The following is an 18,404-nucleotide window of genomic DNA, read 5'->3' on the forward strand; positions in this document are numbered from 1 at the left end:
CCGTCAGGCGATGGACGCCGCGATGACCGCCGCCACCGCGATGTTGCAGGAGGCCGTGACCCACACCGCGGGGTGCGGCTCGGGGTCGACGAGGGTCGCGCCCAGCTTCCCCGGGGTGACGAGGTCGACGACGAAGAACGCAAGCGCCATCATCACCAGGCCGAGCACCCCGAACGCGGCGGTCGACGCGAGGCCCTTGCCGAAGTCGTCGTACGTCGTCCAGATCGACGTGAACACGATCCCGCCTATGGAGAGCAGGGCGGAACTGAGGAGAGTGGCCGCGTTGCGGTTGCGGTCCTCCCAGATCTGACGGCCGAGCTTGCCCGGCGTCAGGGCGTCCACCAGGAAGATGCCGAGGACCAACAGCACTACGCCCAGGGCTCCGTAGGCGGCGGCGCGGCCAAGTCCGTTGACGATGTCGTTCATGGTGAGATCGTTCTCCGCACGTGAAAGTTGATCAGGTCAAGGAAGCGCAAAACCTATCGCACCCCTGCCGCGAGAGGTATGTGCTTGACCTCGATCTTGGTTGAGGTTTTAGCGTTCACGTTGTCCCTCACCAGAACCCATGGAGGCACGACGTGAGCATGGAAGCCACCGCATGGACATCACTGCACAGCGTGATGAACGCACAGCAGGAAAAACGGCCCTTCTCCCGCGCGACCCTGCGCCGGATCGCCGCGTTCGCCCGTCCGCACCGTACCCAAGTGGTGCAGTTCCTGCTGCTCAGTGTGGTCATGGCGCTGCTCGCGGTCGCAACTCCCGTTCTTTCGGGCCGGGTTGTCGACGCGATCGTCAAGGGAAAAGCCTCGGGCACGGTCACCGCACTCGCCCTGCTGATCGCCGGGATCGCCCTCGTCGAGGCGGCGATCGGGGTGCTGACCCGCTGGCTCTCCTCGACGCTCGGCGAGGGGCTGATCCTCGATCTGCGGACCGCGGTCTTCGACCACGTACAGCGCATGCCGGTCGCGTTCTTCACCCGGACCCGCACCGGAGCACTGGTGAGCCGGCTGAACAATGATGTGATCGGCGCCCAGCGGGCCTTCAGCAGCACCCTGTCGGGAGTCGTCGGCAATGTCGTCACACTGCTCCTGACGGTCGCGGTGATGCTCTCCATCTCCTGGCAGATCACCCTGCTCGCCCTGGTCCTTCTGCCGGTCTTCGTGATCCCCGCCCGCCGTACCGGCTCCCGTATGGCACACCTCCAGCGCGAGGCGGCCGGCCACAACGCGGCCATGGGCACGCAGATGACGGAGCGGTTCTCGGCTCCCGGCGCGACCCTCGTGAAGCTCTTCGGGCGACCTGCCGACGAGTCCGCCGAGTTCGCCGCACGGGCCAGCAGGGTGCGTGACATCGGAGTGCGTACCGCCATGGCGCAGTCGGTGTTCATCACCGCGCTCACCCTCGTCTCGGCCCTCGCCCTCGCGCTGGTCTACGGACTGGGTGGTTTCTACGCGCTGCGCGGCCAGTTGGAGCCCGGCGCGGTCGTCGCGCTCGCCCTTCTGCTCACCCGGCTGTACGCCCCGCTCACCTCGCTGGCCGGCGCCCGTGTGGAGGTCATGAGCGCCCTCGTCAGCTTCGAGCGGGTCTTCGAGATCCTCGACCTGAAGCCGCTCATCGCCGAGAAGCCGGACGCGCGAACGGTCCCCGAGGGGCCCGTCTCCGTGGAGTTCGACGATGTGCGCTTCGGCTACCCGTCCGCCGACAAGGTCTCCCTCGCCTCCCTCGAAGAGGTCGCCACCCTCGACTCGCGTGGCGGCACCGAGGTCCTGCACGGGGTCTCCTTCCGCGCCGAACCCGGACAGATGATCGCCCTCGTCGGATCATCCGGCGCCGGCAAGTCGACCATCGCCCAACTGCTGCCGCGCCTCTACGACACCGACGCCGGGTCCGTACGCCTGGGCGGCATCGACGTACGCGACCTCACCGCGGACTCCGTACGCGCCACCCTCGGCATGGTCACCCAGGACGGCCACCTGTTCCACGAATCGGTACGTGCCAACCTGCTGCTCGCCAGGCCGGAGGCGACTGAGGCCGAGGTCTGGGACGCTCTGCGCCGCTCGCGTCTGGACGGCCTCGTCGCCTCGTTGCCCGACGGTCTCGACACCGTCGTCGGCGAGCGCGGTTACCGGCTCTCGGGCGGCGAACGCCAGCGGCTGACCATCGCCAGGCTCCTCCTCGCCCGTCAGCGCGTCGTGATCCTCGACGAGGCAACCGCCCATCTGGACTCGACCTCCGAGGCCGCGGTCCAGGAGGCGCTGGGGGAGGCGCTGGCGGACAGGACCGCGATCGTCATCGCCCACAGGCTCTCGACCGTGCGGGCCGCCGACCTGATCCTCGTCATCGAGGAGGGCCAGGTCGTCGAACGGGGCACCCACACCGAGCTCCTCGCGGTCGGTGGCCGGTACGAGGAGCTGTACCGGACCCAGTTCGAGCGGCCGGGAACAGAGACCGCGGAGGTGGCGGGATGACCGAAGAGCGATGAGTTTTCCGGGGCGCCGGAGTCCTACCTTCAAACCGCTGACGCGGACGCCCACGTACGGAAGGACCTGCTCTCATGACCACCGTCCACACCCTTGAGGTTCCCGGCGCCCGCCTGCACTACGAGGTCCGCGGCACAGGGCCGCTGCTGCTGATCATGGGAGCGCCCATGGACGCGTCGGCCTTCGCGCCGCTGGCCGACGCACTCGCGAACGACCACACGGTCGTCACGCACGACCCGCGCGGCATCTCGGGCAGCGTCCTCGACGACCCGGAGCAGGAGTCCACCCCCGACCTGCGGGCGGACGACGTCGCCGCTCTGCTGGACGCGCTCGGAGCCGAATCGGCCGACGTGTTCGGCAGCAGCGGCGGCGCGGTGACCGGCCTCGCGCTGGTCACCCGGCACCCCGGGCGGGTGCGGACGCTCGTCGCACACGAACCGCCCCTGCTCGAACTCCTCCCCGACGCCGCCGAACAGCGTGCCAAGGTCGACGACCTGGTCGACACCTTCCACCGGGAGGGGCTCCAGTCGGCGTGGAAGAAGTTCATGACCGGCGCGGGATTCGAGGACGACGCCGACGGCGCCCCCGCGCAGGCGCCGGACGAGCCCTCCCTGCAGGATCTCGCCAACAGCGCCCGCTTCTTCGGCCATGAACTGAAGGCCACCAGCCTCTACCTGGCCGACATCGACGCGCTGAAGGCCGGTCCCGCCAGGGTCGAGGTCGGCATCGGAGAAGGCTCGGGCAGTCTCGACACCTTCCGTACCTCCAACGCCCTGGCCGGACTGCTCGGCAGGCCGCCGGTCGAGTTCCCCGGCGACCACGGCGGCTTCATCCCCGGGCCGGTGGAGTTCGCCGACGTGCTGCGGAAGGTACTGGCGGACGGCCCCGGACGGGCATGACGCCGGAGCCGTCGGCAGCGTGGGCCGGCGTCCGCTGATCGATTGCTCTCAGGTGAAGTAGTGGCCCTTGTCGAGGTCGTCGATAAGCCCGGGCCGGGTCGGCTGCCACCCCAGCAGTTCGCGGGTGTACGCGCTGGAGACCGGGCTGTCCATGCCGAAGTAGGCGGCCAGCCAGGTGAAGTGCGCGGGCGCGTCGTCGGGGGAGATGGAGGCGACGGGCAGGCCGAGGTGCCGTCCGATCACTTCGGCGACGGCACGGATCGGCACGCCCTCGTCCGCGATCGCGTGCAGCGAGGAGCCGGCCGGGGCGCCTTCCAGCGCCAGACGGAAGAGGTGCGCGGCATCGGTACGGTGCACGGCGGGCCAGCGGTTGGCGCCCTCGCCGATGTAGCCGGAGACACCCTTCTCACGGGCGATGGCGACCACGGTGGAGAGGAAGCCGTGATCCCCGTCGCCGTACACGGTCGGAGGGAGCCGTACGACGGACGAGCGGACGCCGCGGTCCGCGAGGGCGACCGTCGCCTGCGCGTTGGCCAGCCGCTTGGCCGGGCCCGCGGGCATATGGGCGCCGAGCGGGGTGGACGCCTGGCCGTCCTGTTCGGTGGCGAACCGCCCCGGAGTCAGCCCGAGCGTCCCTGAGGCGATGAGGAACGGGCGGTCGGAGCCTGCGAGCGCCTCGCCGAATGTGTCGATGGCACGCCGGTCGGCTTCGGCGGCGGCCTCGAAGCCGCCGCTGAATGCGATGTCGTGCTTGAAGGCGAGGTGGATCACGCCGTCGGACTCGGCAGCCGCGCTGCGCAGCGTGTCGAGATCGTCGATCGTGCCGTGGCGCACCTCGGCGCCGGCCTCGGCGAGGGCAGCGGCCGAGGCGTCCGAGCGGGCGAGCCCGACGACCTGGTGGCCGGCGCCGATGAGTTCCGGAACGACTGCTGAACCGATCCAGCCGGACGCGCCGGTGACGAATACACGCATGAGGAGAACCTCCGGGTAAGGAGAGGCCATGTCAGTCACTGTCATCGACCGTAACATGCAATGTCAGTCACTGTCATCGCGTAGGATCCGGGCATGAGCAGATGGCAGCCGAACGCGCGCGGGCGCCTCGAACAGGCGGCGCTGGACCTTTACAGCGAGCGCGGATTCGAGCAGACGACCGCCGCCCAGATCGCGGAACGCGCCGGGCTCACCGAGCGGACGTTCTTCCGGCACTATGCCGACAAGCGCGAGGTGCTCTTCGGGGGTGCGCATCTGTTGCAGGAGCTCTTCGTGAACACCCTCGCCGACATCCCGGAATCGGCCGCGCCGATCGACGCGATGGCCTCGACGCTGGAGACCGTCGCCGACGCTGTCTTTCTGGAGCGCCATGAGCATTCACGGCAGCGTCAGGCCGTCATCGCGGCCAGTGCGGAGCTGCGCGAGCGCGAGCTGATCAAGCTCGCGTCGCTGTCCGCCGCGCTCGCCGCCACGCTGCGGCGGCGCGGTGTCGACGACCAGGCGGCGAGTCTCACCGCCGAGGCGGGCATCGCTGTGTTCAAGGTCGGCTTCGAGGGCTGGGTCGGCGGCAACGGGGAGCACACGCTGGCGGATTTCCTGCGGGAGTCGCTCGAAGAACTCAAGGCGGTAGCTGCGGGCGCGGGGCGGCGTAAGAACTGAATCACCCGTATGGTCCCCGCCCCGGCATTCATGCTCAGCGATCCGGTGCGGCTGTAATCCAGTTGCGCGTCTTCGGAAGCCCGCCGAGAATCTGGCGAATGCCAACAGTCCTGACAGCAGACGAGATTGAGCGGTTCGTCACTGACGGCTTCGTGCGTCTCCCAGGGGCGTTCCCTCGCTCGGTCGCCGAAGAGTGCCGGGCATTCCTGTGGCGCGAGACCGGGCTCGACCCGGATGACCCCGCAACCTGGCAGCACCCGGTCATCAGGCTCAGCGGCTACGCAACCGAGCCGTTCCAGCGCGCGGCCACGACCCCGCGCCTGCACCAGGCCATGGACCAACTTGTCGGCGCGGGCAGGTGGGCACCGAGAGCCGGCCTGGGCACCTTCCCCATCCGCTTCCCCCACCCGGACGACCCGGGCGACGCAGGATGGCACCTGGACGCCGGCTTCAGCCCCGATGGTGAGACGGGAACCTGGATCAACCTCCGTTCGCGCGGCCGCGCCCTGCTGATGCTGTTCCTCTTCTCCGACATCGACGCCGACCATGGCCCCACCCGGATCAAGGTGGGCTCGCACCTGGACGTCCCGGCGTTCCTGGAGCCCGCCGGTGAGCGAGGTGTCGAATTCTTCACGCTCTGCCGGTCCATGGACGCTGCGGGGGAGCTCGACTCACCGGAACGGCCCGTCGCCCTGGCCACCGGTCGCGCCGGCGACGTCTATCTCTGCCACCCGTTCCTGATCCACGCCGCTCAGCCCAACCGGGGCACCGTCCCTCGGTTCATCGCCCAGCCGCCTCTGCTGCCGACGGGCCTGCTCGACCTCGACCGCCAAGACGGTGCGTACTCGCCCGTCGAACGTGCGGTACGGCTCGGCCTGGGCACCACCGACGACGCACGGACCTACTGACCCCCGGACACAGGCAGGAAGTCGGAGGAGACAGTCCACGGGCCAGCAATCGGGCGAAAGACACTCGTCAGGATGATGCGATCCGCAATACGAGACGAGCTTCGGGTTATACCTGCCCGGTGACCACAACACGCCCCTCTCAGAGGCGACGTCCCCGCACGCTCATCGGCCTCTCGGCAGCGATCGCAGCCCTGCTCGTCGGCTGCGTCGCTGCGCCCGCCGCCGCCGCGCACCGAGTGCCGGCTCCCGCCTTCACCGCCCACGTCACGACCGTCTCCCAGACGAATCTGGGCCGCAGCTGGCATCGGGGCTGCCCGGTGAATCCTCGGGGGCTGCGGCTCATCCGGATGAACCACTGGGGATTCGACGGCAGGATCCACACGGGCGAGCTCGTCGTCGGCAAGCAGGCCGTGCGCCCACTCATGTACGTGTTCGGCCGGGCATTCGCCGCCCATTTCCCCATCCGACGGATGCGGCCCATGGCCAAGTACGGTGGCAGCGACACCGCCGCGATGAATGCCGACAACACCTCGGCCTTCAACTGCCGTGCTGTCACCGGGGATCCGACCCGCCGCTCCCAGCATTCCTTCGGCAACGCCGTGGACATCAACACACGGGAGAATCCCTATGTCGACAGATACGGGCGCGTCTACCCTGCCTCAGGCGCCGCCTATCTCGACCGCAGGCGCAAGGCGAAGGGCATGATCCGTACCGGGGACGTCATCACTACGGCCATGCATGCCGTGGGCTGGAAATGGGGCGGGCGCTGGTGGGCACCGGACTACCAGCATTTTTCCGCGAACGGTCGCTGACCGCGCTTTCACCGTGCTCGCGGGTGTGTCGGCGGCGTCGCCCGACTCGGGGGCCCAGGGTGCGGCTGTCGGTTCGCCCGGGGTGCACTCCGGCAATCTCGTTCAGGGCCCGGTGCACGCGACGATCGGCTACACCGTGGGCAAGGTGGGCTCCATCGCGACCTGGAGATCGGATCGGTGCATCGACACCGTGGCGTTGGCACTGGCGGCCGCGAGGATGCCGAGCTGCGGATGCTCGGCGAACGCGACGTCTGGTGGATCTGTGCGCGGGAGCCGGTCACGGGCGGGAGCGGTAACCGATGCCGGCGAGGGGTCGAATGCGGCGCTCACATCGACCCGGTGGCCGGCCTTGCGCAGCATCTCGACGGCCCTGGTGGTGCGGCCCTGCCCGTCACGCCGCTGGTCGGTCAGCGCGTACAGGGTCGGGTGGTCCGGGACGGGGTGGCGGCCGACTGCGATGTTCGGCAGCGAGTCTCGCTCGGGGTGGCGTCGGGGACGGACTGGCGGACGATGCAACAGACGACGGCAAGGCAATACGGAGCAGCGCCGCATCGGCGGGGCACTGTTCGAGCGCAGCAATCGCCACGTTGCCCTTAAGCCGGGTGGTCGGCAAATACGCGACGGCCTGCTGCCCGCGTAACAGCAGATGCGTTTCGGCCGTCGCCAATGCGACGGCGGCCTGCGAGGGCATCAGGGGAGTGCTGCGTGTCGGCCCGGGTTCCTGGGCAGAGCGACATCATTCGATCGGGCTACCGGGGACGATGCGTTTACGGGGCCGCAGACCCTTGATACTGCGCCCCAGGCCGGTATGCGGAGGGGTACGCCGCCGCCGTGCGGCGCCGTGAGGAACCGGATCGCTTTGCGCGCCGATGTCAGGCGATCGAAGCTGAGGGCATGCGCGATTTCCCACTGGGTGCGGTGCTCCACCGACGGATCCGATTGTCCGGCCGCATACGGCGCGTTGCCTGTACGGCGGTGAACCGTGCCTGGACCGCAGCCCAGGAATACGGCCGGATCAGCAAGGACAGCCCGGCGGGGCTGCGTTTCGCCCATTTCGGGGACCACGCCTGTATCGCCTTCCCCTCCGGCGCGATCTTCGGTGAGCCGTGGATCGCGATCGGCGACGGCACTCTGATCGGGGCGCAGGTCTCGCTCTCGGCCGGCTTCGTGCCCGGCCAGGATCTCGGCACCGGCCTTGTGGTGGACATCGGGAAGCGTTGTGCGATCGGCCGGGGCAGCCACATCGTCGGGCACAGCTCGATCCGCATCGGTGACGACGTGTTCATCGCCCCCTACGCCTACATCACCGACCAGAACCACACCTACGCCGACCCCGACAAGCCCATCGGCGGCCAGTGGCCGCAGAACGTCCCGGTCTCCATCGGCGACGGCAGCTGGATCGGCACCGGCGCCGTCATTCTGCCGGGCGTCATCGTCGGCGCCAACTGTGTGGTCGCCGGTGGCGCGGTGGTACGCGGCCAGTTCCCCGACCACTGCGTCATCGCGGGGGTGCCGGCGCGGATCGTTCGCCGCTATGACCCCGACCTCGGCTGGCAAAGCGTCAGCGCCGCCCCCGTCGCCTGACACCGCTCGGTCCTCAAGAGCCCTCACAGCAGGAGTACTTGTCATGACGTCTGTCGACTACGACAACCCCGGTGTCGTCGAAGTGTCCCTGATGATCGTCGGTGACTCGATCAGTCACGGCAGCAGTGGCGACTGGACCTGGCGCTACCGGTTCTGGAAACACCTGCGGACCTTCGGGCTCGACGTGGACTTCGTCGGTCCGTACAAGACCCTGGACAACATCCGTACCGAAGAGGTCGGCGACGGTGACGAGACCTACGCCGACTCCGAGTTCGACCGTGACCACGCCGCGAAGTGGGGCCAGCCCTACGTCGTGGCGAAGACCACCATCCAGGAGTACGTCGAGACATACCGGCCCGACTTCGTCCTCGTCCTGCTGGGTATCAACGACCTCGTCTGGTACGACACGGACCCCGACGAGTTCGAGACGAACCTGCGGGAGTTCATCGGCAACGCCCGCAGCGGGCACCACGCGGTGCGCCTGATCCTCGGCACCATCCTGGAGACCGCCCGGGCCACTGAGGACTTCGCATTCGCCAAACGCGTCAGCAAGTGCAACGACCGCATCCGCGCGGTCGCCGCCGAGCTGCGCAGGCCCATCTCACCGATCGAGGTCGCCGACACCGCGGTGGAGTTCGTGGCCGCCGAGCACACCTGGGACGACACCCACCCCAACCCGAACGGCGAGGTGCGTATCGCCGCCGCGTTCTCCGACGTTCTCGCGCAGCGCTTCCAGATCGGCGGCATGTACCCGCGCCCGTACCCGGTACTGGACGACATCCGGCCGGAGGCGAAGGCCCCGGTACACATCGACACCGCCGAGGACGCCGGTCGGTGAACTCTCCGTGGGTGTGGGGCCCGGCCGCTCGTCAGTCGCGGGCCAGGACGACGACCGCGTTGTGGCCGCCGAAGCCGAAGGAGTTGCTGACGGCGACAGTCGAGGTCACGGGCCGGGCACGGCCGGCGACCACGTCGATGTCGAGCGCCGGATCCGGGTCGGTCAGCCCTGCTGTGGGTGGTACGAGGTCGGCGCGCAGCGCCAGGACCGTGAGGGCGGCCTCGATGGCGCCGGCCGCACCGAGCGTGTGGCCCAGGGCCCCCTTGGCGGAGGTGACGGGCGGCCGGTGCGGGAAGACCCGGGCCAGGACCGCAGCCTCCATCGCGTCGCCGCGCGGGGTGGAAGTGCCGTGTGCGCTGACGTGTCCGACGTCGCCGGGTGCGATCCCCGCCTCGGCGAGCGCGGCGCGCAGTGCCCGTTCGGCGTGACGCCCTTCGGGGTGCGGGGCCACCATGTGGTGGGCGTCGCTGCTCGCCCCGTAGCCGATGAACCGGGCGAGCCGGGGGGCCGAGCGGGCGGTCGCGTACTCCGGCCGCTCCAGGATCAGGGCCCCCGCGCCCTCGGCGATGACGAAGCCGTCGCGGGCAGCGTCGAACGGACGGGAGGCCTGGTCGGACAAGGCGCGGAGCTGCGCGAAGCCCGTCACCACGAGTGGCGTGACGGCCGCGTCGGCACCGCAGACAACGGCGATGTCGCACTGACCCGAGGCGAGCAGGTCGCGGGCCGTACCGAGAGCGGTGGCCCCCGAGGCGCACGCTGTCGCGACGTTGAGGCTCGGCCCGGTCACGCCGAGGTGCAGGGCGATGGCGGCACACACCATGTTGGGCAGATAGCCGGTCAGAAAGTACGGGGAGACGCTCTGCGGCCCGTCGGCGGCAAGGCGCATCGCGGCGGCCTGCTGCGTGTGCATTCCACCGAGCGAGCAGCCGGTGACGACGGCGACGCGAGCCGGGTCCCACTCGGCGGGGTCGAGCTTGGCCGACTCCAGGGCCTGGGCGACGGCGGCCAGGCCCATCCGGGCGCCGGGGTCCAGGTGCGCGGCGCCGGGCTGCCGCGGTCGAAGTTCGTCCACGGCGTCGACTCGGCAGCTCAGGGAGACCTGCAGGTCCCGCAGTTGCGGGTCGGGCCGGGCGGTCGCGCGACCGTCGCGGATCGCGGCCCAGGTGCTCTCCGTATCGGGCCCTCCCGCGGTGACCAGCCCGAGGCCGGTCACCACGACGGCGGTGTCGCGTGTCATCCGGCGCGGCGCTCGTCGACGCGGGCGGAGAACTCGGCGAAGGTGAGCTCGCGCAGCTCGTCCTCGGTGGCGCTGACACCCAGGTCGTCCTTGAGCGTGATGGCCATTTCGACGACCATCAGCGAGTCGGCGAGCAGCTCGGCCATGTGGGCATCGGCCCGGATGGCGGCCGGGTCGACCTCGAACTTGCCGACGAGCAGGCCAGTGATCAGATCCGCGGTCGCAGGTGACGCAGAAGTACCCATGGTGACCTTTCCCTGAACAGCACCCGGGAATCGGGCACCATGAAAGAAGACCACCTAAATGGCACCTTTAATCTTGCAATGTTCCATTTTGGGCTGAAAGTGGGATCTTGTGACAGAAGCGAATATGGGGCCATGGGGTGAACTCGGCACCGATCTGCTGGACGGCATACTGGGATGGCTGGCCGACGACTACTTCCGCGTCGACGTCTCGGGCCTGGAGAACGTGCCGCGGACCGGGCCCGCGCTCGTGGTCGCCAACCACTCCGGCGCCTGGGGTCTCGACGCATTCGTCCTGCATAAACTCCTGCACCGGGAGCTGTGCCGGCCGGTGCACTTCTACGCCTCCGCACTGGCCTTCCGGCTGCCGGCACTGGCTGCGTACGCCCGTCGGCACGACGCCTTCACCGACGATCCGACCCTGGGCCAGGACCGGCTGGAGGCGGGGCACCTCGTCGCGGTGTTCCCCGAGGGGGTCGACGGGGTCGGCAAGCCGTTCTCACAGCGCTACCGGCTCCGGCCCTTCAGCCCCGGCTTCGCCGTCACCGCGGTGCGGACCGGCGTGCCAGTGGTGCCCGTGTCGATCGTGGGCGCCGAGGAGACGTACCCGAAACTCGGTGAGATCCGGGCGCTGGCCCGCCGGTTCGACCTGCCGTACTTCCCTCTGACCACGCTGCTGCCGCTTCCGGCGAAATGGCGGATCAGCATCGGTGAGCCGGTTCCCGCCCCGGCCCGCTCCGCTTCCTTCGCCGTCCGCTCTGCGGCGGCCCGGCGGCTGTGCGACGAGGTCTTTTTCACCGTCCAGGGCATGGTCGACAGGGACCGGGAACACCGGGTGTCCCCCTTCTGGTAGGAGCCCGGGGCCTCAGTTCGCCAGCCACTCGGCGGCCCGGCGCGCATCGCCGGCCGCGCGGGCACAGCGCTCGGCGTGGGCGAGCAGCGTCATCCGGCAGCGCTCGCCGAACGCGTCGTGGTTCCAGCCGGACTGCCGCGCGCAGGCGACGAGTTTCCGCGCGTGCTCCTCCAGGCTGCGGGCGTCGGCCGCGGCGAGCGCGGCGTAATGGGCGGGACTCTGCCCGACGATGGGCGGCACGTACCCGTCGATCACCGGTTCGGCGGCGTCTCGCGGTGCGTGGTCGGTGTCCTCCATGGCGAGGCGCAAGGACGCGGCGGGCAGGTCGGCCGGCAGCGCGTCGAGGGTGAGGTGCGGGGCGAGGACGACCGGTTCGGCGATCCGGGTGAGGGCGCGTACGAGTTCGGTGGCCGCGAGGACGGCGAGTCCGGCAGCGGAGCACGGGGCGGGCGCCGCGCACAGGGACGCCGACGGGTCCCCGCCGCTGCGGCCCTGCTCCTCGTCCAGGTCCCGCAGCCAGGCGGTCGCACACAGGATCTCGGTGCCCGCCTCGACGGCCAGGCTGTGCCAGACAAAGGGGGCACAGACCGTGTGCACCGTGGCGGCCAACGGTGGGTAGCGGCGCAGGGCCTCGCTCACGGCCCGCTCGGTGCGGTCGGTCGCAGGCATCAACGGCTGCACCGTCACCAGCGCCAGTGCCTGCGGCGCCGTGTCGGTGAGGGCCCTGGAGACGGTCTCCAGCGCGTGCTCGACCACAGCGTCCCTGGCGTCGTCGGCAAGGTCGGAGGTGACGAGTCCGCCCGGGGCCTCGGCATGGACGTACGGGGCGAGGCGACGACGCAGGGCGGCGGTCCGGGCGTCGTACTCAGTGCTGTCCTCGGCCTGGGCGGTGGCTTCGAGGATGGCGCTGACGAGGCTGTCGTCGGCGGCGCCGTCCCCCAGGACGATCCGTCGCGCGAGGCGTGCGGTGAGCGTGCACCAGTCGGCGCGGCCGAGGCTTCCGTCCCTGCGGCGCATGGCGTAGATCGCGGCAGCCTCCTCTTCGGCGGCGGCCCGCACCTGGGTGCGCAACGTCCCGAGGGGGACGGGAAGCGCCGCATGCGGTGTCAGCCGCAGGCGGCGGCCCTCGGCTGTCAGGGTGGTGACGTCGCCCCGGGCGCCGGCCTCATCGGCCCTACCGATCAGGCTCGTGGCGTCGTCGGCGTTCAACGGCATCAGGAACGTGCCGAATGCGGTGCGCAACCGGGTGGGCCGTCCGGACGAGGTGCGCCGCAACTGGGCCAGGACCTGACGGGTCAGGTGCTGGCGCGTCAACGGCTTGAGGCCGATGGCACGCGCCGGAGCGTCGATCCAGGAGACGCGCTGGGCCGCCAGCGCGGCGCTGACCAGAGCGTTCTCCAGGGGCCAGGCCCTCGCGGGCCGGCGAGGAGCGGTGGTGGTGTCACTGGTGTTCATCGCCGGTCTCCCTGTAGGTGGTTGCTGGCCGGCGGCGTCACTTGTCGCGCAGCAGATAGGGCTGGTTGCCGACAATTTCGCCGTCGTATCGGGTGATCAGCTCATTCACGCGGGCACGGTGCGGGACCTCACCGCTGCGCAAGGTGTCGGCGTACGCCTGCGGGGCGTGGGAAAGGGGGTAGTCGTACGTCTCGTCCAGCCAGGAGCACTCGATCCAGCTCTCGGGGATGTCGTTCGCGCTGGCCGGCCCGCGCCCGTCAAGGCCCGGGATCACGTCGTGCTCGTTGACGAGGCTGACCACCTGGGTCATGGGGTCGGCCGGGCGCTTGGCGTCAATGGGCGAGCCGACGGTGACGACGTGCGTGAGCCGGTACGCCGACACGAAGTCGAGATCGCAGGCCAGGTTCATGGCGGTGATGCCGCCGAGGCTGTGTCCGACGATCATCAGCTCCGTGCCCTCGGGCACACCCGCGCGCGTCAGCATCTGCTTGACGGACCGGCTGTACGTCGTGTCGGTGTGCAGCAGTGCGTCGAACGCGCCGACGAGATCCTGCGGCGTGCTGTTGCTCAGCAGCCCGAAGCTGGTGCCCGGCAGCAGCAGGACGTGCCGCGGCGTGCCGTCCGCACAGGCGATGCGCCGCAGCAGGGCGAGCCCGTGATTGCCGAGGGCCGAGATGTCGTCGATGTAGCGGACGATGTCGTTTCCGGAGCGGGCCAGGACGCGGGCCAGCATCGCGTCGGCCTCGGTGCGCTCGGCGCGCCCCGGGCCCGGGTTGAGGTGCCGGACCAGCGCTGAGGGCAGGCCGAACAGTGGTTCGGTGGTGGGCACACCGCCGGCCAGGGTGACCCAGGCGAAGCTGTCGTTGGTCGGATTCTCGTCGAGCAGTCCGGCCAGAGCCAGCAGCTCCATGATCACGGGGCTGATCGTCGTCAGGGTGCGGGTGACTCCCATGAGGGCCACCAACTCCCGTGCGGCGCGCAGCGCTTCGATCCTGCGGCCGGCAACGACGGCATCCGTGAGCCGTTTGGCGAGCGGCGCCGCCAGGTTCGGGTGCTCATGGGCGGCGGCCTCGATGCGCAGGGCGAAGGCGTCCACTGCCATCGCCACGCCGGCGGGCCGCTGACGCGCCAGGGCCCCCAACGACCGGACGGTCTCACCGACCAGTCCGCCGTTGGCCGCGAGGCCGAGCCCAGCGGGGTTCGTCATCGCACGGGCCGCCGACAACGCGGTGCCGAGCGCCCACCCGGGGCGCCGGAGCGCCTGCAGCCCGACTCGCCAGCTGGCGCCGGCCGCGGTCAGTCCCGCGCCGGTCCGCCGTACCGCGAGTGCGGCATCCGCGAGCAGGACCGAGGCCGCGAGCAGCAGCTCGGCATCCGTCCGTGTCTGCTGTTCATGTCGTACGGGCGTCTGCTCGCCGACAGCGTCAACTGTCCGGGCTGCCATAGCCGCCACCTCGTCTCTGATGCTTGCCGGTCTGGCAGCGCGGCTGCGCGCGATGACGGACCTGTCACTCTCAGCAGTAGAACCCTCCCCGGGGCTACCGGCAGGGCTTCTGCCGCCACGTGGGTGAATCGCTGAGCGTGTCCGCGTGTCGGGGGTGCGTCCGATGCGCGACCGTGCACAGCATTCCGGTGTGATCATCGGGCGAGAGGATGCGGCAACGGCACGGCGGCTGGTGGTCGGCATTCTCCTGACCGCGGTCTGCTGGTCGGCCGCCGATCCCTCCGCCGCCGACGGCATCGGACCGCACGGCCTCACCCTCGAGGTCACGGTGAACACCCGGCCGGGCCTCGGCGCCCTGCACCCCGGAATCCGAACCGGCGCCGTTGTCGTCAAGTCGTACCGCCTCGTCAATCGCAGCGGCGCCGACCTGCGCGACGTACGGGTGCGGGACCTCGGAATGCCGGGCGCCGCGATCCGCTGCCCAGGAGGGCTGGACCGCGTTCCGATGCTGACCGGACTGCGCTCGGTACGCTGCACGGCGACCGGAGCCGCGCGCCCCGGAGCCTGGATCGGCAAGGTCCTGGCGGCCGGACAGCAACGCACGCTGCGCGCCACCGTGCAGGCAACCGCACGTTCCGGCTACGCCGGGGTGGGCGCCGCTCTGGACCTGTCCGAGACGGCGCGCGTCACGGGCCCGGAGCAGGCTGAGGTCCGCTACGTCCTGGTCAACAACGGCAACCGGCCCGTCCACGGAGTCCGGATCACGGATCCGGCGCTGGCCCCGCACCGGATCGCCTGTGCGGGCGGGCGGCCGGTCGTCGGACGCCTTGCCGCCGGGGCGCGGGCGGCGTGCATCGCCGTCGTACGACGTTCCCCCGGCACGTACGTCAGCCGGGGGCAGGCCGACGGCAGCGACCTGCTCCGCACCCTCGATCCCCGCGGCGGACCTGTGGCGCCCCCGCGGCTGACAGCACGGGCCACGGCACGCTTCACGCTCCGTGCCCCGGTGCCGGCCGCGCCGGTGACGCCGCGGCCCCGGACGACTGTGGTCCCCGGGGCGCACCCGCGCGTCGAACCGCCGGCTCCCTTGCCTCCCCCCGCCGCGCTGCATCCGCTCGCCGCACTGCTCCCCCCAGCGCCTACGGCACCGGGCATCACGGCACCCGGGATCGCTCCGCCCGCCGTCGGGCCTCGCCTTCCTGACCGCCCCGACGGGGCGAGGCAGGATCCGGCACCGCGGCCGCCGGCGACGCAACCGCCGGCCGCGGTACCGAAGCAGGCCCGGCCGCCGCGCTCTCTGCTCGGGCGCTTCATCCGGCAGGACCACGTCCCCACTGGCCTGGGCATGCTGGCCGCACTGCTCCTCGTACTACTGCCCGCAGCCGTCGCAGCCGCTGTGTTCGGCTCCCGCAGACTCTGACCGCGCCGCCACGAAACGGGACCCACCGATGATCGAAAGCCTTGCCATCGTCCTGGGCGTCGCGCTGCTCGCCGCGGCGGTCGTCCTGCTCAAACACCGCCTATGGCCAATGGGCCCGGACGACGAGCCTCGCGAGGACGTCGCCGAGTACATCTCCATGATGGTCGGCGTCCTGTACGCACTCGTCCTGGGTCTTGCCCTGGTGTCGGTCTGGGACACCCACTCCGGCGCCGAGGGCCACGCTGCCACCGAGGCCAGCGCCGCGCACCAGATCCATCTGCTCGCCGCGGGCCTGCCCTCCGAGCAGTCCGACCGGATGCGCGGCACGATCGAGACGTACATCCGGCACGTCACCGACACGGAGTGGCCCGCCATGACCGAGCGCACCCCGCTGGGTCCGGCCGGCTGGCGCCTGCTGAACGAGGTGCGAGCCACGAGTCAGATCCCTGCGGATGCGACACCGGCCCAACAGGCCACGGGTCAGGAGACTTTGGCGCAGCTCAGCATCCTGGACGACGCACGCCGCGGCCGCGAGGCCGACGCCACGAAACAGCTGTCCCCGGTGATCTGGTTCGGCCTGATCGTTGGCGGCGTCCTCACCATCGCCTTCATGTTCATGTTCGGGGTCCAGCGCAGTTTCACCCATGTCGTGATGGTGATGGGTCTGTCCGCCCTCATCACCTTCACCGTGCTTCTCATCTATCAACTGAACAATCCGTTCCATGGGTTGTTCGCCATCGCCCCCACCCCGTTCACGCGCTACTTCTGACGACTGGTCACGGAGCATTCCCACCGCGTACCTGATCGAGAAGCACGAGACAGCCGCGATAAGGGCTGACGCGCAGCCCGTCGAGCACGTCCGGGCCCCTCTCCATGGGAGTGATGGCACCGCATCCCAGGCTTTGCCGCAGGACGCCCACCGGGTGCGGTTCAGCCCATGGGACCACTTCACACGCTTTGCGTTGCCGGGCTGCGCGAGCGCGTGCCACGAGGGAACGGCAGGTGCATTCGCCACGGTGGCCTCCCCGGGGCAATCGTCTCGTCACGCTCCACGCAACCAGCAACACATAGCGCAGTGCGACGGCCAACCGATGAAAGAACGATGCAAGTTGCTCCCGGTCAGGTGACGTCAGGCGAAGGCGGGGGCATGGGAGCAGTGGGGGCGGTACGGTCGCCGGTCCTGTCCGCCCCACGGACCCGGAGCCGGTCATGGCCGACCACCGCAAGCCCACCCCGAACACCCGGCTGCGCACTGTGCGCAAGCTGGATTTCCAGATGAGCCGGGCTGAGTTCGCCAAGAAGATCAACAAAGTCGGCGAAGCGATGGGCGAGAACCTCGCCTGCGGATCGCGGCTGATCGCGGACTGGGAAGACGGGACGGTTGGTTGTCCGCGCGCTGTGTATCAGCGCATCCTGACCAAGGTGACCGGCAGGAGTATGGCCGATCTCGGATTCCACCTGCCAACACCAGCACGGTCGGTACTGCCTTCCTCTGGTCTGTACGGGCCAAGGGAGGAGGATGACGTTGGGGTTTGCCCCGAAATATGGACATCTCTTGAAGGTCGGGTCGTGGGGTCCGATGAGGAGGTGCCCTGGTGGCTGTCACCCGGTATCCGGAAGGGTCCAAGAGGGATGCGGTCGGGCTGGTCATGTCGAGTGGCCGGTCGGTCAACTCGGAGGCCAAGGTCTCGCGTTCGAGGTTCTACCGATGGCGCCGCACCGCGACCGCAAGAGCGGCCCGGCAAGCCGTCGAGGTCGGACTCGCGGCCCGGATACGCAAGGTCCACCAGGACTCCGACGGCACCTGAGATGTCCCGAGGATCATCGCCGGGCTCCGTGACGAGGGCGGGGCGGCCCGGTGGTCAACCACAAGCGGGTCGCGAGAATCTTGCGGACCATCGGGGGTGTCCGCGCGGTCGGCATCGGCCACCCGTCCAGTCGGAGGGGTGGCGTCAGTGGGTGGCTCGTGTGGCGGTGAGGTGGGCGAAGGCGACGACGTTTCCCCGGTAGCGGTGGGCCTTTGTGTCGAAGCCGGCGCCGCAGGTGATGACGCGGAGTTCGGCGTGTGGGCTGGGGCCGTAGATCTTCTGGCTGGGGAAGTCGTCGGCATCGAAGGCTTCTACCGTGTCGATGGTGAAGACCGCGGTCTGGCCGTCGGAGCGGTCGACTTCGATGCGGTTGCCGTTCTTCAGCGCGCCGAGGTTGTAGAAGACCGCCGGCCCGTGGTCGTTGTCGACGTGCCCGGCGATGATCGCGGTGCCGTCTGTGCCGGGCGGGGTTCCGTCGCGGAACCATCCAGCGAGGTTGGCGTCGGCCTCCGGCGGTGGCGCCAAGTGATGCTCTGCGTCGAGGCTCAGCCCGGTCAGTGGAGCGTCCACGTGGATGGACGGGATGTGCACCTGGATCGGTGTGGCGTGGGGCATCCCCGGGTGGGTGGCAGCGTGGTGTACACCCGGAGCGCTCTGCGCTGCGGCGGGCTGAGGGGGTGGAGCGGCATGGGGGTGTCTGCCGTTGTAGAGAAGGACGAGCCCGATCAGCGTGATCAGTGCAAGGGCTACGCGCCCTGCCATGGGGCGGTGTTC

19 protein-coding genes and 1 pseudogene are annotated in these 18,404 nt (G+C 70.0%); 12 read left to right on the forward strand and 8 right to left on the reverse strand.

The window, feature by feature from the left end; genetic code table 11:
- Positions 1-3: 3 nt before the first annotated feature.
- Positions 4-426 carry a DUF350 domain-containing protein gene (locus J0695_RS01070; RefSeq protein ID WP_206959170.1) on the reverse strand — a complete coding sequence of 141 codons (423 nt, stop codon included), beginning with the start codon at positions 424-426 and terminating at the stop codon, positions 4-6.
- Positions 427-578: 152 nt separating this feature from the next.
- Here J0695_RS01070 and J0695_RS01075 point away from each other — a divergent pair, with 152 nt between their 5' ends.
- Together J0695_RS01075 and J0695_RS01080 are read left to right on the forward strand one after the other, a co-directional pair.
- Positions 579-2,468, forward strand: a complete 1,890-nt coding sequence (locus J0695_RS01075) for an ABC transporter ATP-binding protein (protein WP_206959172.1) — start codon at positions 579-581, stop codon at positions 2,466-2,468.
- Positions 2,469-2,554: 86 nt separating this feature from the next.
- On the forward strand, positions 2,555-3,379 hold the full coding sequence (locus tag J0695_RS01080) for an alpha/beta fold hydrolase (RefSeq protein ID WP_206959180.1): 825 nt from the start codon (positions 2,555-2,557) through the stop codon (positions 3,377-3,379).
- Between the two features lie 48 nt (positions 3,380-3,427).
- On the opposite strand, the gene J0695_RS01085 is transcribed toward J0695_RS01080, so the two are convergent.
- Positions 3,428-4,351 (reverse strand): SDR family oxidoreductase, encoded by a 924-nt coding sequence (locus J0695_RS01085; RefSeq protein WP_206959187.1) that lies wholly within the window; start codon positions 4,349-4,351, stop codon positions 3,428-3,430.
- 93 nt (positions 4,352-4,444) lie between these two features.
- Between J0695_RS01085 and J0695_RS01090 the strand changes: the two genes are divergently transcribed.
- From J0695_RS01090 to J0695_RS43605, 4 genes and pseudogenes are all read left to right on the forward strand, one after another.
- The gene (locus tag J0695_RS01090) at positions 4,445-5,029 is read left to right on the forward strand and encodes a TetR family transcriptional regulator (protein WP_206959189.1); all 585 of its coding nucleotides are present in this window, start codon (positions 4,445-4,447) and stop codon (positions 5,027-5,029) included.
- A gap of 98 nt (positions 5,030-5,127) precedes the next feature.
- Positions 5,128-5,937: a phytanoyl-CoA dioxygenase family protein gene (locus tag J0695_RS01095; RefSeq protein ID WP_206959198.1), complete on the forward strand. Its 810-nt coding sequence runs from the start codon at positions 5,128-5,130 to the stop codon at positions 5,935-5,937.
- Between the two features lie 119 nt (positions 5,938-6,056).
- Positions 6,057-6,749 carry a M15 family metallopeptidase gene (locus tag J0695_RS01100; protein WP_307798343.1) on the forward strand — a complete coding sequence of 231 codons (693 nt, stop codon included), beginning with the start codon at positions 6,057-6,059 and terminating at the stop codon, positions 6,747-6,749.
- A pseudogene (locus J0695_RS43605) lies at positions 6,727-6,939 on the forward strand (chaplin); the annotation flags it as partial. The gene J0695_RS01100 and the pseudogene J0695_RS43605, both read left to right, overlap by 23 nt.
- Here J0695_RS43605 and J0695_RS01110 read toward each other — a convergent pair.
- Positions 6,879-7,265, reverse strand: coding sequence for a hypothetical protein (locus J0695_RS01110; RefSeq protein WP_242552064.1), 387 nt, complete (start codon positions 7,263-7,265; stop codon positions 6,879-6,881). The pseudogene J0695_RS43605 and the gene J0695_RS01110 sit on opposite strands and share 61 nt — an antisense overlap.
- Before the next feature lie 459 nt (positions 7,266-7,724).
- On the opposite strand from J0695_RS01110, the gene J0695_RS01115 reads away from it, so the two are divergent.
- Positions 7,725-8,333 (forward strand): acyltransferase, encoded by a 609-nt coding sequence (locus J0695_RS01115; RefSeq protein WP_307798345.1) that lies wholly within the window; start codon positions 7,725-7,727, stop codon positions 8,331-8,333.
- A gap of 43 nt (positions 8,334-8,376) precedes the next feature.
- Positions 8,377-9,171, forward strand: a complete 795-nt coding sequence (locus tag J0695_RS01120) for a GDSL-type esterase/lipase family protein (RefSeq protein ID WP_206959200.1) — start codon at positions 8,377-8,379, stop codon at positions 9,169-9,171.
- 31 nt (positions 9,172-9,202) lie between these two features.
- Here J0695_RS01120 and J0695_RS01125 read toward each other — a convergent pair whose 3' ends face one another.
- Both J0695_RS01125 and J0695_RS01130 read right to left on the reverse strand, forming a co-directional pair.
- The gene (locus J0695_RS01125) at positions 9,203-10,408 is read right to left on the reverse strand and encodes a beta-ketoacyl-[acyl-carrier-protein] synthase family protein (protein WP_206959202.1); all 1,206 of its coding nucleotides are present in this window, start codon (positions 10,406-10,408) and stop codon (positions 9,203-9,205) included.
- The gene (locus J0695_RS01130) at positions 10,405-10,653 is read right to left on the reverse strand and encodes an acyl carrier protein (RefSeq protein WP_206959204.1); all 249 of its coding nucleotides are present in this window, start codon (positions 10,651-10,653) and stop codon (positions 10,405-10,407) included. Before J0695_RS01130 ends, J0695_RS01125 begins: the two co-directional genes overlap by 4 nt.
- 109 nt (positions 10,654-10,762) lie before the next feature.
- Here J0695_RS01130 and J0695_RS01135 point away from each other — a divergent pair, with 109 nt between their 5' ends.
- Complete coding sequence (locus J0695_RS01135) at positions 10,763-11,503, forward strand: lysophospholipid acyltransferase family protein (protein WP_206959206.1); 741 nt, start codon at positions 10,763-10,765, stop codon at positions 11,501-11,503.
- Positions 11,504-11,515: 12 nt separating this feature from the next.
- On the opposite strand, the gene J0695_RS01140 is transcribed toward J0695_RS01135, so the two are convergent.
- Positions 11,516-12,958, reverse strand: a complete 1,443-nt coding sequence (locus J0695_RS01140) for a cytochrome P450 family protein (RefSeq protein WP_206959207.1) — start codon at positions 12,956-12,958, stop codon at positions 11,516-11,518.
- A gap of 37 nt (positions 12,959-12,995) precedes the next feature.
- Positions 12,996-14,402 (reverse strand): lipase family protein, encoded by a 1,407-nt coding sequence (locus J0695_RS01145; RefSeq protein WP_206959209.1) that lies wholly within the window; start codon positions 14,400-14,402, stop codon positions 12,996-12,998.
- 190 nt (positions 14,403-14,592) lie between these two features.
- On the opposite strand from J0695_RS01145, the gene J0695_RS01150 reads away from it, so the two are divergent.
- The 3 genes from J0695_RS01150 (at position 14,593) to J0695_RS01160 (ending at position 17,630) form a co-directional block, all read left to right on the forward strand.
- Entirely contained in the window at positions 14,593-15,822 is a 1,230-nt protein-coding gene (locus J0695_RS01150; RefSeq protein ID WP_206959218.1) for a hypothetical protein, read from the forward strand.
- 28 nt (positions 15,823-15,850) lie between these two features.
- Complete coding sequence (locus tag J0695_RS01155; RefSeq protein ID WP_206959220.1) at positions 15,851-16,591, forward strand: bestrophin-like domain; 741 nt, start codon at positions 15,851-15,853, stop codon at positions 16,589-16,591.
- Positions 16,592-17,417: 826 nt separating this feature from the next.
- Positions 17,418-17,630: a hypothetical protein gene (locus tag J0695_RS01160; RefSeq protein WP_206959221.1), complete on the forward strand. Its 213-nt coding sequence runs from the start codon at positions 17,418-17,420 to the stop codon at positions 17,628-17,630.
- Between the two features lie 144 nt (positions 17,631-17,774).
- On the opposite strand, the gene J0695_RS01165 is transcribed toward J0695_RS01160, so the two are convergent.
- A complete protein-coding gene (locus J0695_RS01165; protein ID WP_206959223.1) occupies positions 17,775-18,392 on the reverse strand; it encodes a class F sortase in 618 nt (205 codons plus the stop codon).
- Positions 18,393-18,404: the final 12 nt, after the last annotated feature.

This window comes from Streptomyces beijiangensis, from assembly GCF_017315755.1.
GTDB classification, from domain to species: Bacteria; Actinomycetota; Actinomycetes; order Streptomycetales; family Streptomycetaceae; genus Streptomyces; species Streptomyces beijiangensis.